At 72.1% G+C, this 18,530-nt stretch carries 17 protein-coding genes; 7 read left to right on the plus strand and 10 right to left on the minus strand.

The window, feature by feature from the left end; all coding sequences use genetic code 11:
- Nucleotides 1-77: 77 nt before the first annotated feature.
- Nucleotides 78-458 carry an STAS domain-containing protein gene (locus tag OG381_RS21725; RefSeq protein WP_327717741.1) on the minus strand — a complete coding sequence of 127 codons (381 nt, stop codon included), beginning with the start codon at nucleotides 456-458 and terminating at the stop codon, nucleotides 78-80.
- Between the two features lie 328 nt (nucleotides 459-786).
- Between OG381_RS21725 and OG381_RS21730 the strand changes: the two genes are divergently transcribed.
- The gene (locus tag OG381_RS21730) at nucleotides 787-1,371 is read left to right on the plus strand and encodes a sigma-70 family RNA polymerase sigma factor (protein WP_327717742.1); all 585 of its coding nucleotides are present in this window, start codon (nucleotides 787-789) and stop codon (nucleotides 1,369-1,371) included.
- A complete protein-coding gene (locus OG381_RS21735; protein ID WP_327717743.1) occupies nucleotides 1,368-2,768 on the plus strand; it encodes a zf-HC2 domain-containing protein in 1,401 nt (466 codons plus the stop codon). The genes OG381_RS21730 and OG381_RS21735 overlap by 4 nt, the downstream gene beginning before the upstream one ends.
- A 172-nt stretch (nucleotides 2,769-2,940) precedes the next feature.
- On the opposite strand, the gene purU is transcribed toward OG381_RS21735, so the two are convergent.
- Complete coding sequence (purU, locus tag OG381_RS21740; protein ID WP_327717744.1) at nucleotides 2,941-3,822, minus strand: formyltetrahydrofolate deformylase; 882 nt, start codon at nucleotides 3,820-3,822, stop codon at nucleotides 2,941-2,943.
- Nucleotides 3,823-3,868: 46 nt separating this feature from the next.
- Nucleotides 3,869-4,369, minus strand: coding sequence for an SCO4402 family protein (locus OG381_RS21745; protein ID WP_327717745.1), 501 nt, complete (start codon nucleotides 4,367-4,369; stop codon nucleotides 3,869-3,871).
- A gap of 117 nt (nucleotides 4,370-4,486) precedes the next feature.
- Here OG381_RS21745 and OG381_RS21750 point away from each other — a divergent pair, with 117 nt between their 5' ends.
- On the plus strand, nucleotides 4,487-5,794 hold the full coding sequence (locus OG381_RS21750; RefSeq protein ID WP_327717746.1) for an ABC transporter substrate-binding protein: 1,308 nt from the start codon (nucleotides 4,487-4,489) through the stop codon (nucleotides 5,792-5,794).
- A 39-nt stretch (nucleotides 5,795-5,833) separates the two neighbouring features.
- On the opposite strand, the gene OG381_RS21755 is transcribed toward OG381_RS21750, so the two are convergent.
- Together OG381_RS21755 and OG381_RS21760 are read right to left on the minus strand one after the other, a co-directional pair.
- Entirely contained in the window at nucleotides 5,834-7,384 is a 1,551-nt protein-coding gene (locus OG381_RS21755) for a hypothetical protein (protein WP_327717747.1), read from the minus strand.
- Nucleotides 7,385-7,585: 201 nt separating this feature from the next.
- Entirely contained in the window at nucleotides 7,586-8,971 is a 1,386-nt protein-coding gene (locus OG381_RS21760) for a transcriptional regulator (protein ID WP_327717748.1), read from the minus strand.
- Between the two features lie 256 nt (nucleotides 8,972-9,227).
- Between OG381_RS21760 and OG381_RS21765 the strand changes: the two genes are divergently transcribed.
- Genes OG381_RS21765 through OG381_RS21775 form a run of 3 tightly spaced genes read left to right on the plus strand, consistent with a single transcriptional unit; the run spans nucleotide 9,228 to nucleotide 12,282 of the window.
- On the plus strand, nucleotides 9,228-9,890 hold the full coding sequence (locus OG381_RS21765; protein ID WP_327717749.1) for a bifunctional DNA primase/polymerase: 663 nt from the start codon (nucleotides 9,228-9,230) through the stop codon (nucleotides 9,888-9,890).
- Nucleotides 9,891-9,919: 29 nt separating this feature from the next.
- Nucleotides 9,920-10,693, plus strand: a complete 774-nt coding sequence (locus OG381_RS21770) for an ABC transporter ATP-binding protein (RefSeq protein ID WP_307029289.1) — start codon at nucleotides 9,920-9,922, stop codon at nucleotides 10,691-10,693.
- Nucleotides 10,690-12,282 carry a transporter gene (locus tag OG381_RS21775; protein WP_327717750.1) on the plus strand — a complete coding sequence of 531 codons (1,593 nt, stop codon included), beginning with the start codon at nucleotides 10,690-10,692 and terminating at the stop codon, nucleotides 12,280-12,282. Before OG381_RS21770 ends, OG381_RS21775 begins: the two co-directional genes overlap by 4 nt.
- A gap of 104 nt (nucleotides 12,283-12,386) precedes the next feature.
- Here the strand turns inward: OG381_RS21775 and OG381_RS21780 are convergent, their stop codons facing one another.
- Together OG381_RS21780 and OG381_RS21785 are read right to left on the minus strand one after the other, a co-directional pair.
- Complete coding sequence (locus tag OG381_RS21780; protein ID WP_327717751.1) at nucleotides 12,387-13,328, minus strand: alpha/beta fold hydrolase; 942 nt, start codon at nucleotides 13,326-13,328, stop codon at nucleotides 12,387-12,389.
- Nucleotides 13,329-13,903: 575 nt separating this feature from the next.
- Complete coding sequence (locus OG381_RS21785; RefSeq protein ID WP_327717752.1) at nucleotides 13,904-14,596, minus strand: metal-dependent transcriptional regulator; 693 nt, start codon at nucleotides 14,594-14,596, stop codon at nucleotides 13,904-13,906.
- A gap of 226 nt (nucleotides 14,597-14,822) precedes the next feature.
- On the opposite strand from OG381_RS21785, the gene OG381_RS21790 reads away from it, so the two are divergent.
- Nucleotides 14,823-15,578: an SIS domain-containing protein gene (locus OG381_RS21790; RefSeq protein WP_327717753.1), complete on the plus strand. Its 756-nt coding sequence runs from the start codon at nucleotides 14,823-14,825 to the stop codon at nucleotides 15,576-15,578.
- Between the two features lie 27 nt (nucleotides 15,579-15,605).
- On the opposite strand, the gene OG381_RS21795 is transcribed toward OG381_RS21790, so the two are convergent.
- From OG381_RS21795 to OG381_RS21805, 3 genes are all read right to left on the minus strand, one after another.
- The gene (locus OG381_RS21795) at nucleotides 15,606-16,988 is read right to left on the minus strand and encodes a PAS domain-containing protein (RefSeq protein ID WP_327717754.1); all 1,383 of its coding nucleotides are present in this window, start codon (nucleotides 16,986-16,988) and stop codon (nucleotides 15,606-15,608) included.
- 133 nt (nucleotides 16,989-17,121) lie between these two features.
- The gene (locus tag OG381_RS21800) at nucleotides 17,122-17,526 is read right to left on the minus strand and encodes a GNAT family N-acetyltransferase (RefSeq protein ID WP_443062037.1); all 405 of its coding nucleotides are present in this window, start codon (nucleotides 17,524-17,526) and stop codon (nucleotides 17,122-17,124) included.
- 68 nt (nucleotides 17,527-17,594) lie between these two features.
- A complete protein-coding gene (locus tag OG381_RS21805) occupies nucleotides 17,595-18,488 on the minus strand; it encodes a LysR family transcriptional regulator (RefSeq protein WP_327717756.1) in 894 nt (297 codons plus the stop codon).
- Nucleotides 18,489-18,530 lie beyond the last annotated feature (42 nt).

Below are 18,530 nucleotides of genomic sequence, written 5' to 3' on the forward strand. Positions count from 1 at the left end.
AGCGGGAAAGCGGCGGTTGTGCCAAGACCGGGGGAATTTTGGGACAACGGTGTGGCAGAAGCGGTGGCAGCTGTGGTTCACGCAGACAAGGGCCCCGCTTCGTCCTCCGTCGCCGAGTCCACGTCCATGTGGACGTCGAACAGCCGCCGCACCCCCAGCGCCCCCAGCACCCTGTTGACGTGGGAGCCGTCCACCGCGCCCTGGGCCGGCAGTATCAGCCGCAGCTGCCCCTGGCAGGAGCGGATGAGGCGCCGGGAGGCGATGAGGACGCCGACGCCGCTGGAGTCGCAGAAGAAGACCTCGGAGAGATCGAGGACAAGACTGTGGCGGCCCTCGGCCACGACGTCGTGCACCCGCTGCCGCAGCACCGGCGACGTCACCAGATCCAGTTCGCCCGACACATGGAGCACGGCCCAGTCGCCGTGCTCGCCGCCGGTCACGTTGAACCCCACCACCACGCCCTTCGCTCGCCGGGACTTCCCGGAACGGCCCGCAAACGGAAGCCGTTCCTACGCTTCCTTGCAGCGCGGCTGCCCAGCGGCGGTTCCCTGAAACTCGAGCCAGGAAACGGAAACCGATCAGAAGAGGCTTGTTTTAGCCGCCTTCGATCCTGTTCGATCGTGGATGGACGCAGAGTGGAAGGAAGACGAAGGTCCACTACCACCGACCGCTCCCCCAGGGGCGCACATTGCTACAAAGGGGCGTGCGCTGTCAGACGTGCCGACTACATTCGGGGAGACGGTGGGTCCAGGCTTGACGAGTCGCGAACGGCAGCGAGGGGGCGGCATGGCGAAGAAGGACGCACCTCCCCGCTGGGACCGCAAGATGCAGCAGCGGCTCGCACGCGGTGAGGCGGCCGCCCTCGGCGAGCTCTACGACCGGTTCGCCTCGCTCGTGCACGGCCTCGCCCACCGCGTGCTCGGCGACGAGCACGCCGCCGACGGCATCACCCGCGAGGTCTTCGCCCACGTCTGGGAACACCCCGACGCCTACGACCCCAAACAGGGCCCCCTGCGCTCCTGGGTCGCCACACTGACCCACCGCCTCGCCGTGCAGCGCCTGCGTGCCACCGAGACCGAGGCCCTCGCCCAGGGCGGCCGCGGCTCCACCGAGGAACTGGAGCGCAAGGTCCGCCACGCATCCGTCGCCGCCCGCGCCGACTACATCGTCCAGTCCATGCCGTCACCGCTGCGCGCCGCCCTCGAGCTGGCGTACTTCCAGCGCCGCGACTACCGCCAGACCGCCGCCGACCTCGGAGTCACCGAGGACGAGGCCCGCCGCCGACTCCGCCTGGGCCTGCAGCTCCTCGCCACGGCCCACGACACCGGCGCCGCCCCCGGAGCGCCTCCCGGCTACGGAGGTGCGGCGTGAACGAGGCGAACCGCTTCGAGGCGTACGACGAGCACGAAGGCCCGGAGGGGGAGAACGGCCAGGACGGTCAGGACGGCAAGCAGCACGCGTCCCGCAGCGGCGCGGACCGGCAGGGCGAGCCCTCGCCCCCGCCGGGCGACGACGGCACCGGCGGCCCGGCCGACGGCGCCGGTCCCACCCCCGGCCCCGCCGCCGAACCGCCCCGCATACCGCTCCCGCGCGCCTCCGTCGAGGACACCGGGCACCCCCTGCCCCCGCTGGAGACACCACCGCCCCCGCCGCCCCTCGTCCTGGAGCACCCCGTACTGAAGGCGCTCCTCGGCGCCTGGGCGCTGGCGGCCTGCTCACCCGAGGAGACGGCGGCCGTCGAGGAGCACCTCGGCGACTGCGGCTCCTGCGCGGACGAGGCGCTGCGGCTGCGCGGCGCGGTCGGCCTGCTCCACCCGCAGGAGAGCCTCGACCTCGACCCCGGACTGCGCACCCGCGTCCTGGCGGGCTGCCTGGACCGCCGCCCGCCGCGCATCCCGGTGCCCGACTGGGCGGCGCCCTACGACGCCGAGACCGCACGTCTGGACGCGCTGCTGCGGGACATGGGCGACGCCGAGTGGCACGCGCCCGTGCGGCTGCGCTGGTTCGAGGCCGACGAGGCGACCAGCCGTCGCACGACGGTCGCCGGCGTCATCGCCCACCTGCTCACGGTCGACGGCCTCGTCGCCCTCGCGCTCGGCCTGGACGACCCCCTCGGCGACATCACCACGAGCTCACCGACCCCCGCGGCCCGCACCGAGGCGTTCTGGCGCGGCTCCCACTTCCCGCCGACCCGCTCCGTCCGGGGCCCCTGGCGCGAACAGAGCCACGACCTGGTGCGCACGGTCTCCTTCACCGGCGGCGGTGCCGGCAAGCTCTCGGTGGCGTACGGCGACTTCGAACTCCCCCTGCACGACGCCATGCTGGACCGGGCCTTCGAGTGCTGGGTCCACGCGGAGGACATCGCCGAGGCGGTCGACTACCCGTACGGCCCTCCGTCCCCCCGCCATCTGAACCGCATGATCGACCTCGCCGCCCGCATGCTCCCCGCGGTGCTGGCCGTGCGGCGCCGCACCGGGTTGGCCGGGCCGGCCCATGGGCGCCACCTCGTCCCCGCGGGCGAGCCGGGGCGCAGCCTGCGGCTGGAGATCGAGGGTTCGGGTGGCGGCGAGTGGCTGATCCCGCTGGACTCCCCGGCGGCGGTGGGCTCCGCGGACCTCGAGGTCGCGCACGTGGCACTGGACGGCGTGGAGTTCTGCCAACTGGCCGCGGGCCACGTTCCTCCGGCGGAAGCGGCGGCAGGACAGGTGGGTGACCGGGAGGCGATCAGAGACGTACTGTTCGCGGTCGCGTCGCTGAGCCGCATCTAGGGGCGGGTTGCGGGTTCGTCGGCGGCTGCGGGCCGGTTGTGGCTGGTCGCGCAGTTCCCCGCGCCCCTAGAAGGTGCGTCCAGTGAACCGGCCTGCTTTTAGGGGCGCGGGGAACTGCGCGAACGGCCCCCACGCACCCGCAGCCGCCCATGCGACCGAGCCCCCCGGGCTCCTAGGCGAACACGACCGTCCGGCGCCCGTTCAGCAGAATCCGCCGCTCCGCATGCCACTTCACCGCCCGCGCCAGCGCCTGGCACTCCACATCCCGCCCGATCGCGACCAGCTGGTCCGGCGTCACGTCATGCCCGACCCGCTCGACCTCCTGCTCGATGATCGGCCCCTCGTCGAGGTCGGCCGTCACATAGTGCGCGGTCGCGCCGATCAGCTTGACCCCCCGGGCATGCGCCTGGTGATACGGCTTCGCACCCTTGAAGCTCGGCAGGAACGAGTGGTGGATGTTGATGATCCGCCCGCTGAGCTGCTTGCAGAGGTCGTCCGAGAGCACCTGCATGTACCGGGCGAGCACCACGAGCTCCACGCCCTGCTCACGCACCAGCTCCAGCAGCCGCGCCTCCGCCTCCGCCTTGTTCTCCCGCGTCACCGGAATGTGGTGGAAGGGAACGTCGTACGAGGCCACGAGCTCGGCGAAGTCGGTGTGGTTGGAGACCACGGCGGCGATCTCCACCGGCAGTGCGCCGATACGGGCCCGGAACAGCAGGTCGTTCAGGCAGTGCCCGAACTTGCTGACCATGAGGACGACCCGCATCTTCTCCTCGGGCTGGTGGATCTGCCAGTCCATGTGGAAGGCGTCACCGATCGCCGCGAAGCTGGCCCGCAGCTTCTCCACCGTCACCGGCGCCTCCGCCGAGAAGTGGACGCGCATGAAGAACAGACCCGTGTCGTGGTCGCCGAACTGCTGGCTGTCCTCGATGTTGCAGCCGGTCATGAAGAGGTAGCTCGACACGGCGTGCACGATGCCCTGCTTGTCGGGGCAGGACAGGATGAGGACGTACTGCTCGGCGGGCGCCGCGGCTCGGGTGGACTGCTCGTTCATGCGGGACAGGGTCCCATATCCGCCGGCACCGCAGAGAACGCGTCCGTCACGCGGACCGGGTCATGAGCTGCAGCACATGCAGCGAGCTCGGCGGCTGGTCCGGGTCGTCCCCGTCGGCCGTCGCCATCCGCACATGGGCGTCGCGCGCGGCCCGTACCGCCTCCGGCCACCCGGCGTGGTCGACGTAGGCGGAGACGGGTGCGTCCGGGCCGACCTGGTGCATGATCCGCAGCACCCGCAGGACCGCGGTGTCGACGAGGGCCGACTCCTGGGAGTCCCGGAAGATCGTGCCGACGTATTTCTCGGCGGACCAGTTGTCCAGCCAGGTGTCCTCGACGAGGCGGTACACGGCGTCGGTGACGTCCCCGTACCCCTCGACACCGGCCAGCCAGACGTCCCGCTGGAACGCGGGGTCGGAGAGCATGTGCAGCGCGGAGCGCACATTGCTGCGCCAGCGCCACCACGGCATGTCGTTCAGTGGCATGTCGCCCATGGTGGATGAGCGACGGCCGCGACGGGAAGAGTTCTCCGAACCTTGCACGGTCATCGATCGTACGTTCCTTGTCACACCTGCCTCACCACCCCCCGCATTTCACCTTCGCGTCACCGGCTGTTGACCGTAAGTCACTCCCGGGTTGGTCATGTGGCGGAAGCGTGTGTGCCCATGACCGGCAGGCGACGCATCCGCAGCACCTTCCTCCCCAGGCTCCACCCGCCCGTCAGAGCCACCGCCCTCGCGGCGACGGCACTGGCCGCGTGTGCCTCGCTGACCGTCGGTTGCGGGGTCGTCCCCGGTGCCACGGGGGGCTCCGGGGACGACCCGATCAAGGTCATGACCTGGGCCCCGATGAACACCGGCGCGACCAACAAGCCCGGTATGCCCGCCTTCGCGCAGGCGTACGCCCGGTGGATCAACGCGCACGGCGGCATCGGCGGCCGCAAGCTCTCCGTCCTGGTCTGCAACGACCACAACGACGCCGTCACCGCCGCGAAGTGCGCCCAGCGCGCGGTCGACGAGGGGGTCGTGGCGGTGGTCGGCTCCTACAGCCAGTACGGCGACGCGTTCTTCCCGACGCTCGAGGGCGCCGACATCCCCTACATAGGCGGCTACGGCATCACCAACGCCGAGTTCGACAGCGTGGCCTCCTTCCCCGTCAACGGCGGCCAGCCCAGCCTGCTCGCCGGCCTCGGCAAGGAACTCGGCGGCAGCTGCGGGCCCGTGGCGCTGGTCCGCCCCGACAGCATCGCGGGCGACGAACTCCACGTCATGCTGGACTCCGGCCTGAAGGCCTCCGGCCACGCCGTGGCGGACGACCTGCTGGCCGCGGAGGACGCCACCGAGTACTCGGCGCAGTCCGAGCGCGCGCTCGCCCGCACGACCGGCGACCCGGTGAAGAAGGGGTGTGTGCTGCCCGCGCTCGGGGACCGCACCAGCACCTTCATGGACTCCTTCCGGCGCGCCCGCGAGGACTTCCCCGACGTACGCACCGGCACGGTCCTCGGCAGCGTCGACCAGACGGTGATAGACGCCTCCGGCGGGGCGTCGGGGCCCTACGAGGGCTCGTACATCACCGGCTGGTACCCGGTCGCGACCGATCGGCGCTGGGATCCGATGAAGAAGGTCATCAAGGAGCAGGCCTTCGACGACAACCGCATCGATCCCGCGGACGCCGGAGTGCAGACCACCTGGCTCGCGTACACCGTGTTCAAGGCCGCCGTCGACTCGCTCGGCGAGGGCGAGCTCACCTCGACCACCGTGCGCAAGGCGCTGGACGACGGTCTGAAGGTCGACACGGGCGGACTGACCCCGACCCTCGACTGGGACTACAAGAACGGTCTCGGCGCCGTCGGCCTGCCGCGTCTGGTCAACACCGAGGTGACGCTGCAAGCCGTACGCAAGGGCCGGCTGGTGGCGGCGCGCAAGGGCTTTACGGACGTACGCCAGACGCTGGCGAACGCCGACGTGAGCTAGCGCCCGGGAGCGGGGGCCGCGAGGGGCGGCCCCCGTCGGTCACAGCTGGGTGCGGTTGCGTTCGGTCAGGCCGTACGTCTTCGCGATCGCGTTCCACAGCTTGGCCGCCGTGATCTTCTGCGTGCTGGCCTCGCCGCTCGCGGTGTTGCCGGCCTGGGTCTGGGGGGTGGTGCGCGCCTGGCCCTTCTTGCAGCCCTTCTTGCCGGCGGTCTGGTCGGCCCACGCCGCGTAGTGGTTGTCGGCCGACGCGGACGCCTGCCACGCCTTGGTGAGGGCGGTGGTCAGCTGGGCGTGGTTCGGCAGCTGGTCGACGGAGAGGGTGGACAGCCGGGTCACCAGGTCGTTGCGCTGGGCGGCCGCGTCCCGCAGGTCCTTGGCCGCCTGGCCGAGGTTCTTGCAGGCCTTCACGTTCTCCACCGCGCTGATCACCGAGGCCCGGCTGTCACCGCTGTCGGCCAGCAGCTTGTCCAGCTCGACGGCCTGCGCCTCGGCCGGGTCGGCGGACGCCGAGGCGGACTCGCTCGCCGGCGCGGTCGCGGCGACGGGCTTGTTGCCGTCGCCGTCGTCCCCGCCGCCACCGGCCAGCAGCGCGCCCGCGCCGATGCCGAGGACGGCGATACCGATACCGACGGCGGCGATGACCGGCACCCGCGAGCGGTTGCGGCCGCCGCGGCCACCACCGTCGTCGTGGCGGTCACGGTGTCCGTGCGACGGCTGCTGGTGCCCCGTGTGCGGCGGCGGCGCCTGCTCGAAGCGCGGGAGCTGCTGCGTGGACCCGGCCGGGCTCTCGGCGCCCGGCCCGCTGCGGAAGAGGTTGTCGAACTCGGCGGGCGGCTGCCGCTCCCCGCCGTGCTGCCCGGGCACGGGCGCGATGTACTGCGTGGCCTCGGCGTCGGGCCCGGACACGGGCGGCAGCGGCCCGCCGCCCTGCGGGGCACGCCCCAGGTACTGCGTCTGCTCCGAGCCCCCCGGCGCGGGCATCTCGGGCGGCAGCGCCCCGGGCGCGACGGGCGGGATGTACTGCGTCGCCCCCTCGTCCGGGGACGCGGCGACGGGCGGGATGTACTGCGTGGCGCCCTCGTCCGCCGGGGGCAGGGGTACGCCGGGAGCGCCGTACCCTCCCGCGGTGTTCTGGTTCACCGGCGGCAGGTAGTACGAGGTGGGCTGGTCACTGTCGTGGCCGGCGCCCTGCTGGGGGTTCTGGTTCACCGGCGGCAGGTAGTACGAGGTGGGCTGGTCGTTGTCGTAGCCGCCGGGCTGCGGCAGCGGCTGTGACGCGTCCTGGGCGCCCCACTGCTGGGCCTGCGCCTGGTACGGGTCCGGCGCGCTCCACTGCTGCTCCTGCGGCGCACCCCAGCCCTCGCCCTGCTGCGGGGCGGGCGCCTGCTGCTCGGGCCCCCACGGGGTGCCCCAGGCCTGACCGCCGGGCGGCGGCGCGGGGGTCGGGTTCGGGGGGTGCGGGGCGGACTGGTGGCCGCCGGGTCCGCCCGTCTGGCCCGGCAGCAGCGGTTCGCCGCCGTCGGAGGGCAGCACGATGCCTTCGCGCGCCACGCGTGGCGAGGGCTCCTCGCCCTGTCCACTCTGCGTCACCGGGACTCCTACGAATGGGGGACCTTGTGAATCGTCGGCTCACGCTACCGGGTCCCCCGAGCCCGGTGCCACGCAGCACAGGACTGGAACGGTGTCCCTGTGACCGCGGTAACAAACCGGGCCCGCATCCGCTACACAGACGCTCCTTCCGCCTCCGGAGCCTTCGTTTCCCGTGTGTTCACGCCCCCGTACCCCGGGGTTTCACGCCGCCGCCTGCAACTCCAGCCGTGCCCCGAACTCCCTTACCACGGACTCGTCCTGGAACGGCTCCAGCCGCTGCTGGAAGTCCTCCAGGTAGTCGGCGCCCCGGTTGGAGCGGACGGTCTCCAGCAACTCCACGGCCTTCAGCCCGGTGTGGCAGGCCTGTTCGATCTCGCGCTGCTGCACCTGCGCGGTGGCGAGCAGCACATAGCCGATGGCCCGGCGCCGCGCCTTCGTCTCGGGAAGCCCGTCCAGCGACTCCTGGGCCCGCCGTGCCGCCGCCTCGGCCTGCCCGAGGTCCCGGTGGCAGTGCGCCAACTCGTCGGCGAGATAGGCCTCGTCGAAGTGCGCGATCCACGCCGGGTCGTCCCCGGAGGAAGGATCCGCCGCCTCCAGCGCGCCCACCGCCCGCCCGGACGCCAGCTGGGCCGCCCGCGCATCGCCCATCAACGCGTGCCCGCGCGCCTCGGCCGCGTGGAACATCGCCTCCGCCCGCGGTGTCACGCGCCCCCGCGCCCCTTCCTGCGCAGCGCGCGCCAACTGGGCGATCTCGCGCGGGTTTCCGAGCTGCGCGGCGAGATGGCTCATGGACGCGGCGAGCACGTATCCGCCGTAGCCGCGGTCCCCCGCCGCCTGCGCGAGCCGCAGCGCCTGGATGTAGTACCGCTGCGCCAGCCCCGGTTGGCCGGTGTCGATCGCCATGTACCCGGCGAGCTCCGTCAACCGCGCGACCGTGGCGAACAGTTCACGCCCGACGGCCTCCCGGTACGAACCGGCGAGCAGTCCGCTGACGACACTGTTGAGGTAGTGCACGACGACCGGCCGCACATGACCGCTGCCGTACTGGTGGTCGAGTTCCACGAGGGCCTGCGTCATCGCCCGCACGGCCGCCACGTCGGACTGGCCCACCCGCGGTCCCGCCTGCCGTGCCACCTGCGAGTCCGGCGAGGAGATCAGCCAGTCGCGGCTCGGTTCGACGAGCGCGGACGCGGCGACCGAGGAGCCGGACAGGAAGTCCCGGCGCCCCACGTCGCTGCGCCACAGCTCGCAGACCTGCTCGATGGCCCCCAGCACGGTCGGCGAGAACTGGAGGCCGACGCCCGACGCGAGGTTCTTGCCGTTGGCCATGCCGATCTCGTCGATCGTGACCGTACGGCCGAGTTTGCGGCCCAGCGCCTCCGCGATGATCGCCGGGGCGCGTCCCCTCGGCTGCTGCCCGCGCAGCCAACGCGCCACGGACGTCTTGTCGTAGCGCAGGTCGAGACCGTGCTCGGCGCCGCACATGTTGACCCGGCGGGCCAGCCCGGCGTTCGAGCAACCCGCTTCCTGGATGAGCGCCTGCAACCGTTCGTTCGGCTGCCGCGCGACGAGAGGCCTTGCGGCCATGGCGTACCCCCTGGGAACAACCCCTAGAGCGAAAAGATCCGGCCGTGAAGATCAATGCCCCGCGGACATACGGAAAATGCGAGGGATGTGAGGATTGCCGGGGTAAAGGACGGAAGCCACCCCGCATGTGGTTACCCACCTCCCCCCGCAGTTCCTCCCGCGCGCCCCCACACATGCATCCATGCGCCCCAGATGCGGAATCGATGCGCTGCCCCCGCGCGCGCTACGGCCGTAACCCGAGGTGGGCGCGGGAGTTGTGTTGGGCGTGGAAGAGACGATCGCGAGCACCGAAGCCGCCCAGATTCCGAAGCAGCGCGGGGAATCGCTGCTGGAGACCGCCGTACGCTACGCCGAGGAGCGCCACTGGGACGTGTTCCCCGGCACCTGGCTGGAAGCCGTCGACGGGGTGCAGCACTGCTCCTGCGGCGACGCGGCGTGCGCCGCTCCCGGCGCGCACCCCTCGCGGGAGGACTGGGCGACGCAGGCCACGGGCAGTGCGACCGTCGCGCGCCGGTTGTGGTCGAAGCAGCCGCTCGCGTCGATCCTGCTGCCGACCGGGCGGACCTTCGACGCGATCTCCGTCCCGGAGACCGCCGGGTTCCTGGCGTTGGCGCGGATGGAGCGGATGGAGCTGACGCTGGGGCCGGTGACCTTGTCGCCGGATCGCCGGATGCACTTCCTCGTACTGCCGGGTGCTTCGGTGAAGGTGCCGGACCTGGTGCGCAAGCTCGGCTGGACGCCCTCGTCCCTCGATCTGGTCGCGCTGGGCGAGGGCGCGTACGTGGCGGCGCCCCCCACGCGGTACGGATCCAGCGGGGCCGTGCAGTGGGCGTGCAGGCCCACGCCCGCCAACAGGTGGCTGCCGGACGCCGAGGAGTTGATCTCTCCGCTCGCCTACGCGTGCGGGCGGGACCGCTGAAAGGTCACCGCGCCCCTTAGGTTGGCTCCATGACGTCGGCTGTGAGTGTGCGTGGGCTCTGGAAGCGGTTCGGCCAGCAGGTCGCCGTTGCCGGGATCGATCTGGAGTTGCCCGCCGGGAAGTTCATCGGGCTCGTCGGACCCAACGGGGCCGGGAAGACCACCACCCTCTCCATGATCACCGGGCTGTTGCGGCCCGACCAGGGCTCCGTCGAGGTCGTCGGGCACGACGTCTGGCGCGATCCCGTCGAGGTGAAGGCCCGGATCGGCGTCCTCCCCGAGGGGCTGCGCCTCTTCGAACGCCTCTCCGGGCGGGAACTGCTCGCCTACTCCGGGCGGTTGCGCGGACTGCCCGGCGCCGAGGTCGACAAGCGGGCCACCCAGCTCCTCGACGTCCTCGACCTGGCGGGCGCGCAGCACAAACTGGTCGTCGACTACTCGACCGGGATGCGCAAGAAGATCGGGCTCGCGGCAGCCCTGCTCCACAACCCCGAAGTGCTGTTCCTGGACGAGCCGTTCGAGGGCGTCGACCCGGTGTCCGCGCAGACCATCCGCGGGGTGCTGGAGCGGTACACGGCGTCGGGCGCGACCGTCGTCTTCTCCTCCCACGTCATGGAGCTCGTCGAGTCGTTGTGCGACTGGGTGGCCGTCATGGCCGCGGGACGCATCCGGGCACACGGCCCCCTCGCCGACGTACGCGGCGCCGCGCCCTCGCTCCAACAGGCCTTCCTGGAGCTCGTCGGGGCGGGCGGGCGGAACACCGGGTCCGATCTCGACTGGCTGGGCGGCGGGGCGGCACGATGAGCGCCGACGTCACCGCCGTCGTCGTACGGCTGAAGCTGTCACTGCTGCGGAACGGGCTGAAGCAGTCCGGCGGGCGGCGGGCCGCGTACATCGCGTCGGCGGTCGTCACCCTGCTGTTCGCCGCGCTCCAGCTCCTCGGGCTGATCGCCCTGCGCGGCAACGAGCACGCCGTGTCCGTCGTCGTGCTGCTGGTGGCGGTACTGGCGCTGGGGTGGGCGGTGATGCCGCTCTTCTTTCCCAGCGGCGACGAGACGCTCGACCCGACGCGCCTGGTGATGCTCCCGCTGCGACCCCGGCCACTGGTGCGGGCACTCCTCGCGGCCTCGCTGGTGGGGATCGGGCCGCTGTTCACCCTCTGCCTGCTCGTCGGGTCCGCGATCTCGGTGGCGCACGGCGGACTCGCGTACGCCGTCGGCGTCGTCGCGGTCGTGCTGGCGCTGTTGGTGTGCGTGGCACTCGCGCGGGCCGTCGCCGCCGCCAACGTCCGGCTGCTGACCAGCCGTAAGGGCCGGGATCTGGCCGTACTGAGCGGGCTGGTCATCGCGATCGGGGCGCAGCTCGTCAACTTCGGCGCGCAGCGGCTGGGTTCGAGCGGGCTCGCGGAGCTCGATCCGGCGGGCGAGGTGTTGCGGTGGGTGCCGCCGGCTTCCGCGATCGGGGCGGTGGAGTCGGTGAGCGAGGGCTCCTACGGGACCGCGGTCGTCCAACTCGCGCTGAGCGCGGGGGCGCTGGCGGGCCTGATCGCCCTATGGGCCCGGCATCTGACCCGGCTGATGACCGCCCCCGACGGTTCCACGCTGCAGTCCGGCGGCGAGTCGGCCGCGCGTGAGCGGACGTCGACCGGGCTCGGGCGGCTGCTGCCCGCCGGGCGGACGGGGACGGTCGTGGAGCGCAGCCTGCGGTACATCTGGCGCGACCCGAAGACCAAGGCGGCGTGGGTGACCTCGCTCGCGATCGGCCTGATCGTGCCCGTGTTCAACGCGTTGCAGGGCACCGGATCGATCTACTTCGCCTGTTTCGCCGCGGGGATGCTCGGCATCCAGATGTACAACCAGTTCGGCCAGGACACCTCCGCGTTCTGGATCGTCGCCCTGACCATTTCCTCGACCCGGGACGCCTACGTCGAGCTGCGCGGCCGTGCACTGGCCCTGCTGCTGATCACCCTGCCGTACGCCACCCTGGTGACCGTCCTGACCACGGCGCTGCTCGGTGACTGGGCGCGACTGCCCGAGGCGCTCGGCCTGTCCTTCGCCCTGCTCGGCGCGATGCTGGCCACGGGTGCGTGGGCCTCCGCCCGCTTCCCGTACTCCATCCCGCAGGAGGGCTACAAGAACGTGGCCCCCGGCCAGGCCGGACTCGCCTGGATCTCGATCTTCGGCGGCATGGTGGGCGCGGCCCTGCTGTGCGCCCCGGTCATCGTCCTGACGATCTGGCTGAACGTCAGCGCGAACGGCGACGACTGGACCTGGCTGCTGCTCCCGGTGGGGGCGGCGTACGGGGCGGGCCTCACCCTGCTGGGCCTTCGCCTGGCGGCCCCGAGGACGGCGGCACGGCTCCCGGAGATCCTGGCGGCGGTGAGCAAGGGCTGAAGCGCTGTTCCGGCGGTCCCTCAGGGGCGCGGGGAACCGCGCGACAAGCCACGAACTGCCCGCACCCGCCGACGGCGACAGCCCCCCGAGTTCCTAGGCGCTCATCACCCCGTCAGCCCGTCGATGAACGGCTCGATCGCCGCGCGCCACGCATCCGGCTGGTCGTAATGAACAAGATGCCCCGCGTCAGCGACCTCCGCGTACTCCCCCCGCGGCAGCACCCGCACCATCTCCTGTGCCTCCGCCCGCCCCAACTCCCCGTCGAGCCCCCGAACGACCAACGCGGGGCACCGCACCTGCGCCAGCTCCTCCCAGTGCGCGTCGAACACCCACGGCTCCCGGGACTTCAGCATCTGCTCGTGCTCGAACACCGGCCGCCACCCGTCCGGTGACTCGGCCATCACCTCGGCGTAGAACTCCCCCCGCGCCGGATTGGGCCGCTCCACCCACGGATCGTCCTCCCCGAACCACTTGCGTACGTCGGCGAGGGTGGCGAAGGGGACGGGCCAGGCCTTGAACCAGTCCGCCCACTCCCGCTGCGAGGCCGCGCCGAGCGCGGAGGCCCGCATGTCGCAGATGATCACTCCGGACACCAGGTCCGGCCGTTTCGCGGCGAGCTGCCAGGCGGTCAGCGCGCCCATGGCGTGGCCGATGAGGACGGCGGGGCCGAGGCCGAGCTGTTCGAGGGCCGCTTCGGCGTCCTCGACGTAGGCCTCGCGGGTGAAGGCGGCGTGCGGGGGCTTGTCGCTGCGGCCGTGGCCGCGCTGGTCGAGGGCGACGGCCCGGTGGCGTTCGGAGAGCCAGCGGGCGGTGGAGGCCCAGTGGGAGGCGCGGCCCATGAGGCCGTGCAGTAAGAGCACGCCGGGCGATGGGTCCAGGGCGCCTTGTACGGTCCGCTGACCGACGTGCCGCCCGGCTGTCTCACCGTTCTCCCGGAGGCCGTGCTCCGTCGCGTCCCTCGCCGGGTCGGGCTTGGGAGGGTCGCCGAACTCCCAGGCCGCGAGACGTACGCCGCCCGCCCCGGTCACGTCGATGCGCCGCGCCATTGGTCCTGGCACCCCCCTCAACGGGTTCGTCGAAGTCCGTTCCGGCACCGCACCCCGAAGGACGCCGAGCCGGCCGGTCCTGTGAACCGTGTGCTGCCTGCCCCTGCCTGACGTGCCTGCTGTCGTGCCGCCCCCTCCCTGAAGCGCACGTTCCGCCCGACGTGTCACCCGAAGGCTATCGAAAGCCCATTCGAGAATGCGGTTTCCGCTGACAACACCCCTCGTTTGAGTGACCTTGCTCAAGGATTGATCGTCGCCGCCGAGGGGAGATCTTCAGCGGGAGGCGGACCGGTCGGGGAAACCGGTCCGAGGGGATTGACCCTGGGAGCTCGGGGCTCCGGGTCAGCACAGGGGAGGACAGGCCCCGGCGCCACACGGCGCCGGGGCCCTCCACACGTCTGCGGCGCATCCTCCCCGCCCCCTCAGGTCATATGCCTCACGCGACAGCCTTGCACGCGGGGCGTCCGAGCGCTGCGATTCGGCACAGTGAATCTTGGAATCGACGAGATCATCGGGATACCGCAACTGCCTCTGCTGTCCCGGCAGTTGAACACTCGACAGCAGGCGTACGACAGTCAGCGCTTGGCGACGAACACATGCGACGCGACGTCCGACTCCAACTCGGCCGCCTCACCCCCGCTGCCCACCAGCACCCCGCCGGCCGACTCCGTCACGCTCACCACCGAACCGGGCTGCACGCCCGCCCGGCGCAGCGTGTACATCAGCTGCGCGTCCGTCTGGATCGGCTCGCCGATACGCCGGACGACGACCGTCTTGCCCTCCTGGCCCGGGTCCAGGTCGGCCAGCGACACCATGCCCTCGTCCAGGAACGGGTCGGCACTGTCCTTCTCGCCGAGCTCCTCCAGACCGGGGATGGGGTTGCCGTACGGCGACTCGGTGGGGTGGCGCAGCAGCTCGAGCACCCGCCGCTCCACGGCCTCGCTCATCACGTGCTCCCAGCGACACGCCTCGGCGTGCACCTGCTCCCACTCCAGCCCGATGACGTCGACGAGCAGACACTCCGCCAGCCGGTGCTTGCGCATCACGCGCGTCGCCAGCCGGCGCCCCTCGTCGGTCAGCTCCAGGTGCCGGTCGCTCGCCACGGACACCAGCCCGTCGCGCTCCATCCGCGCCACCGTCTGGCTGACGGTCGGCCCGCTCTGGTCGAGCCGCTCGGCGATCCGGGCGCGCATGGGGACCACACCTTCCTCCTCCAGCTCGAGGATGGTGCGGAGATACATCTCCGTGGTGTCGATCAGTCCGGACATACGTGCCCCTCGATGAGATCTGCCGGAAGCGCAACGACTTCGCGGCGTGTGCGCTGGCCCTGGCCTCAATTCTGACGCATAGCACTGACAACCGTGCCGCGCCGGTGAAACGAGCTGGTTTCGCCAGCGATCCGAGGCACCGCCACGGCTGGGCCCCGCCGTATTGACACCGCACTGGTCCAGACCGCACGGTGATCCGCGACACAGCCGACCCGAAGGGGCCCGTATGAGCGACGGCACGCCCGCCGACCGGTTCTTCGACGCTGCGATCGGCCTGCTGCAGCGGGTCCGCGAGGAGGAGGCCGAGCACATCGACGCGGCCGGGGCACTCCTCGCCGACACCGTCGCCGCCGGCGGCAGGCTGTTCGCCTTCGGCGCCGGACACTCCTCGCTCGCCGCGCAGGACGTCGTCTACCGCGCCGGCGGACTCGCGCTGATGAACCTGCTCACCGTCCCCGGTGTCGTCGGCGTCGACGTCATGCCCGCCACGCTCGGCTCCGCCCTGGAGCGCGTCGACGGCCTCGCGACCGCCGTCCTCGACTCCTCCCCGCTCCGCGCGGGCGACACCCTCGTGATCATCTCCCTCTCCGGCCGCAACGCCCTCCCCGTCGAGATGGCGATGAGCGCACGCGCGCGTGGCGTGAAGGTCATCGGCGTGACGTCGGTGGCGTACGCCTCGGAGACGACCCCCCGCCATTCCTCCGGCACCTACCTCAAGGACCACTGCGACGTCGTCCTCGACTCCAAGATCGCCATCGGCGACGCGGAACTCACCCTCGACACCGTCCCCGCCCCCTTCGCCCCCGCCTCCACGGTCGTCACCTCGGCCCTCCTCCAGGCCACCGTGGCGACGGCGGCGGCCGACCTGGCGGCACGCGGCATCGAGCCCCCGATGCTGCGGTCGGGGAACGTGGACGGGGGGCTGGCGTGGAACGCGCGGGTGTTCGAGGAGTACGGGGACCGGATCTTCTACCGGCACTAGCGGGTGACGGGAGGACGGCCCGTCACCTCACCGCCGCAGAGCCCCCGCCAGATCGAGCGCCGAAGCGATCCGCACCGCCACGTCCTCCGCGTACACCGCGTCGGACCGCTCGAACTGGCTCCGCCCGGCGCCCCGCAGGAACGTCACGACCCCCAGCGTCCGCCCCCGGCTGCGCAGAACCGCGCACAGCGCGTGTACCGCGTCCCCGGGCCACTGCCGGGCCAGGGCCCACTCGCGCGCCTTCTCGGGCGGCACCGCCCCCACGCTGGCCCGTACGGCGCCCGTCCGGTCCACGCACTGGAGCGCCGGATGTCCCTCGGCGTAGCGCGCGGGCAGCCCGGCCTGTCCGGTCAGCAGGCTCGGGCCGGGCGCCCCGGAGGGCGTCGAGGCGACCCGTACCAGCCGTACCGGGGTGTCCGACTCGGCGGCCGGTTCCCCCGCCACCCGGTCGATCAGCGCGTGGTCGGCGAAGCCGGCGAGGGCGAAGTCCAGGTGGATCGTCGCGGCCTCGGCCGGGTCCTCGCACTCGGCGCCCGCCCGGGCCGCCCGGTGCAGCTGGTTGGCGCGGAAGCGCAGCGTGGACGCCTCCTGCTCGGCCTGCTTGGCCTCGGTGACGTCGTTGAAGAGCCATCCGACGCCCAGCGGCACCGGCTCCTCGGCGAGCGGCGAGGCCAGGCGGACGAAGCCGCAGCGCCAGCAGCGCCGCTGTTCGCCCTCGGGCGTGCGTACGCTCACCCAGATCTCGGCGGGTGCGGGCGGCGCGCCCTCGGCCAGCACATGGGTGAGCGCGCTCTCCAGCTCCTCGACGCCCTGTGCGAGCAGGTCCCCGAGGGGCCGTCCCAGGACGGAGGTGCGGCCGACACCGAGGGCCCGGGCCGCGTGCGCGTTCACCAGTGCGGGCCGCAGATCGGCGTCGACCAGCACGACACCCCAGCTGGCGTCGTCGAACAGGGCCTCGCTCAGGGCGATGGACCGCTCCAGGTCGATCTGCGCGTGCACCTCGCTGAAGGCGCAGTACACCCCGGCCGGCTTCCCGTCGGGGCCGTGCACGGCGGCCGACTGGGTCCGTACGAGGACCCGCCCGCCCTCCTTGGTGAGCAGGGCGAACTCGTGCACCTGCCGTCCGGGAGCCCGCATGGCGGACCGCAGCCACCCCTCGACCTCCTGGGCGTCCGCGCTGCGCACCGCCCACCCGGCGAATCCCTGCCGTCCCACCGCCTCCGCCGCGGTCCAGCCCAGGATCCGTTCGGCCTCGCGGTTCCAGTGGGTGACGACGCCGTCGGCGTCGAAGGCACACAGTGCCGCGTCCATACCGTCGAGCAGGGCGGCGAGCAGATCCGCGCCGTCGGGCTGTTCGGGCTCGTTCGGCCCCAGCTCGTCGGTGGTCCCACTACGCCGCGAAGCACTCACCTGGACCCCCTGCAGGCTGCGTCCGTCCGTACGGCACGTCGGTTCACTCACTTGCAATCATCTAACTGGAACGTGACGCAGCACACACCGGGTTCCCGCAAGTTGGGGGAATCGTTGTACGCCGCTTCTGTCTCTACGGTGCCCGATCCAGCCTGAGGTCGACCCACAGGTCGGTCTCGGGCGGCAGCACATAGCGCTCGACCTCGGTGAACCCGTGCTTCTCGGCGAAGCGCAGACCGTCCTCGTTGACGGCCAGGACACAGGTCTCGATCGTGGTGGCGCCCAGCACGCGCGCGTGGGCGAGCCCGTTCTCGTACAGCGCCGTCCCGAACCCCTGCCGCCGGTGCTCGGGCAGCACGCGCGCGATGACCGTCGCCGCCCCGCCCTCCGGGGGCCGTACCGTCGAGCAGCCGACGAGCACGTCACCGACGTACGCGTTCTCCAGCCGGTACCGCGCGGCGCGCTCCCGCACCGTGGCGAGGTCCAGCTCGTCGGCCGGGATGATCACGTTGTGGACGTGTCGCCACTGCTCGAGCATGGCGTCGCCCACGGCGGGCTGTATTCGGACATCAGGCACGAGGTCCACCTCCCCGCCGCGCGGACACCTCAATCTCGATCTTCGTACGAGGATGCCGGCGCCGTGAGGTGCTCTCTGGCCGCCTTGCGGAAGGCTGCCACCACGCGGCCCCGGTCCCCGGCCCGGGTCGCGACGACGACATGGCTCGGCTCGACGCCGTCCAGGGGGACCGTGGTGAGGTCGTGGCGCAGCGCCCTTCCGACGGAGACGACGGAGACCGCCAGGGTCTCGCCGGCGGCCACGAGCTCCAGTTTGTCCTCGATCGCCCCGATGAGCGGCCCGTCGGGTGCCGGGCGGCCGTCCGGCCGGGGCTCGAACCGCCAGAAGGCGCTGCGCACCGGATCCGCGGTCCGGGGCAGCGGCTCGTCGGCGATGTCGTCGAGGGTGACGGAGTCCTTGCCGGCCAGCCGGTGGTCCAGCGGGACGACGAGGACGCGCGGCTCGTCGTAGAGGACCGTCACATGCAGGCCCTCGGTGGGGAACGGCAACCGGGTCACGACCGCGTCGACCCTGTGGTCGAGGAGGGCCGGGCACACGTCGTCCCAGTTCAGGTGTGTGGTCTGCACGTCGGCGTCCGGGTGGCGGTGGCGAACCGCCCGTACCGCAGGAGTGACGATGAGGCCCGACGTGAAGCCGACCGTCATGCGGTTCGGCCGGGCGGCGGCACGCGTGTGTGCGGCCGCCTGCGTCGCCGCGCGGAGCAGCGCGTCGGCATGGGGCAGGAAGGTCTCCCCTGCCTCCGTCAGCCGCGTCCCCTGCGGGGTCCGGTCGAGGAGCCGGACGCCCAGCTGCCGCTCCAGGCGCTGCACCTGCCGGCTCAGTGACGGCTGGGTGATGTGCAGGGCCGTGGCGGCGCGGCCGAAGTGCCGGTGCTCGGCGACGACCGTGAAGTACCGGACCAGGCGGAGGTCGAGGTCGGTCATACGGGGAGCCTACCCAGTCCTGAGCTGTGGCGATGCCTGAAC

The organism is Streptomyces sp. NBC_00490 (genome assembly GCF_036013645.1).
Lineage (GTDB): Bacteria > Actinomycetota > Actinomycetes > Streptomycetales > Streptomycetaceae > Streptomyces > Streptomyces canus_F.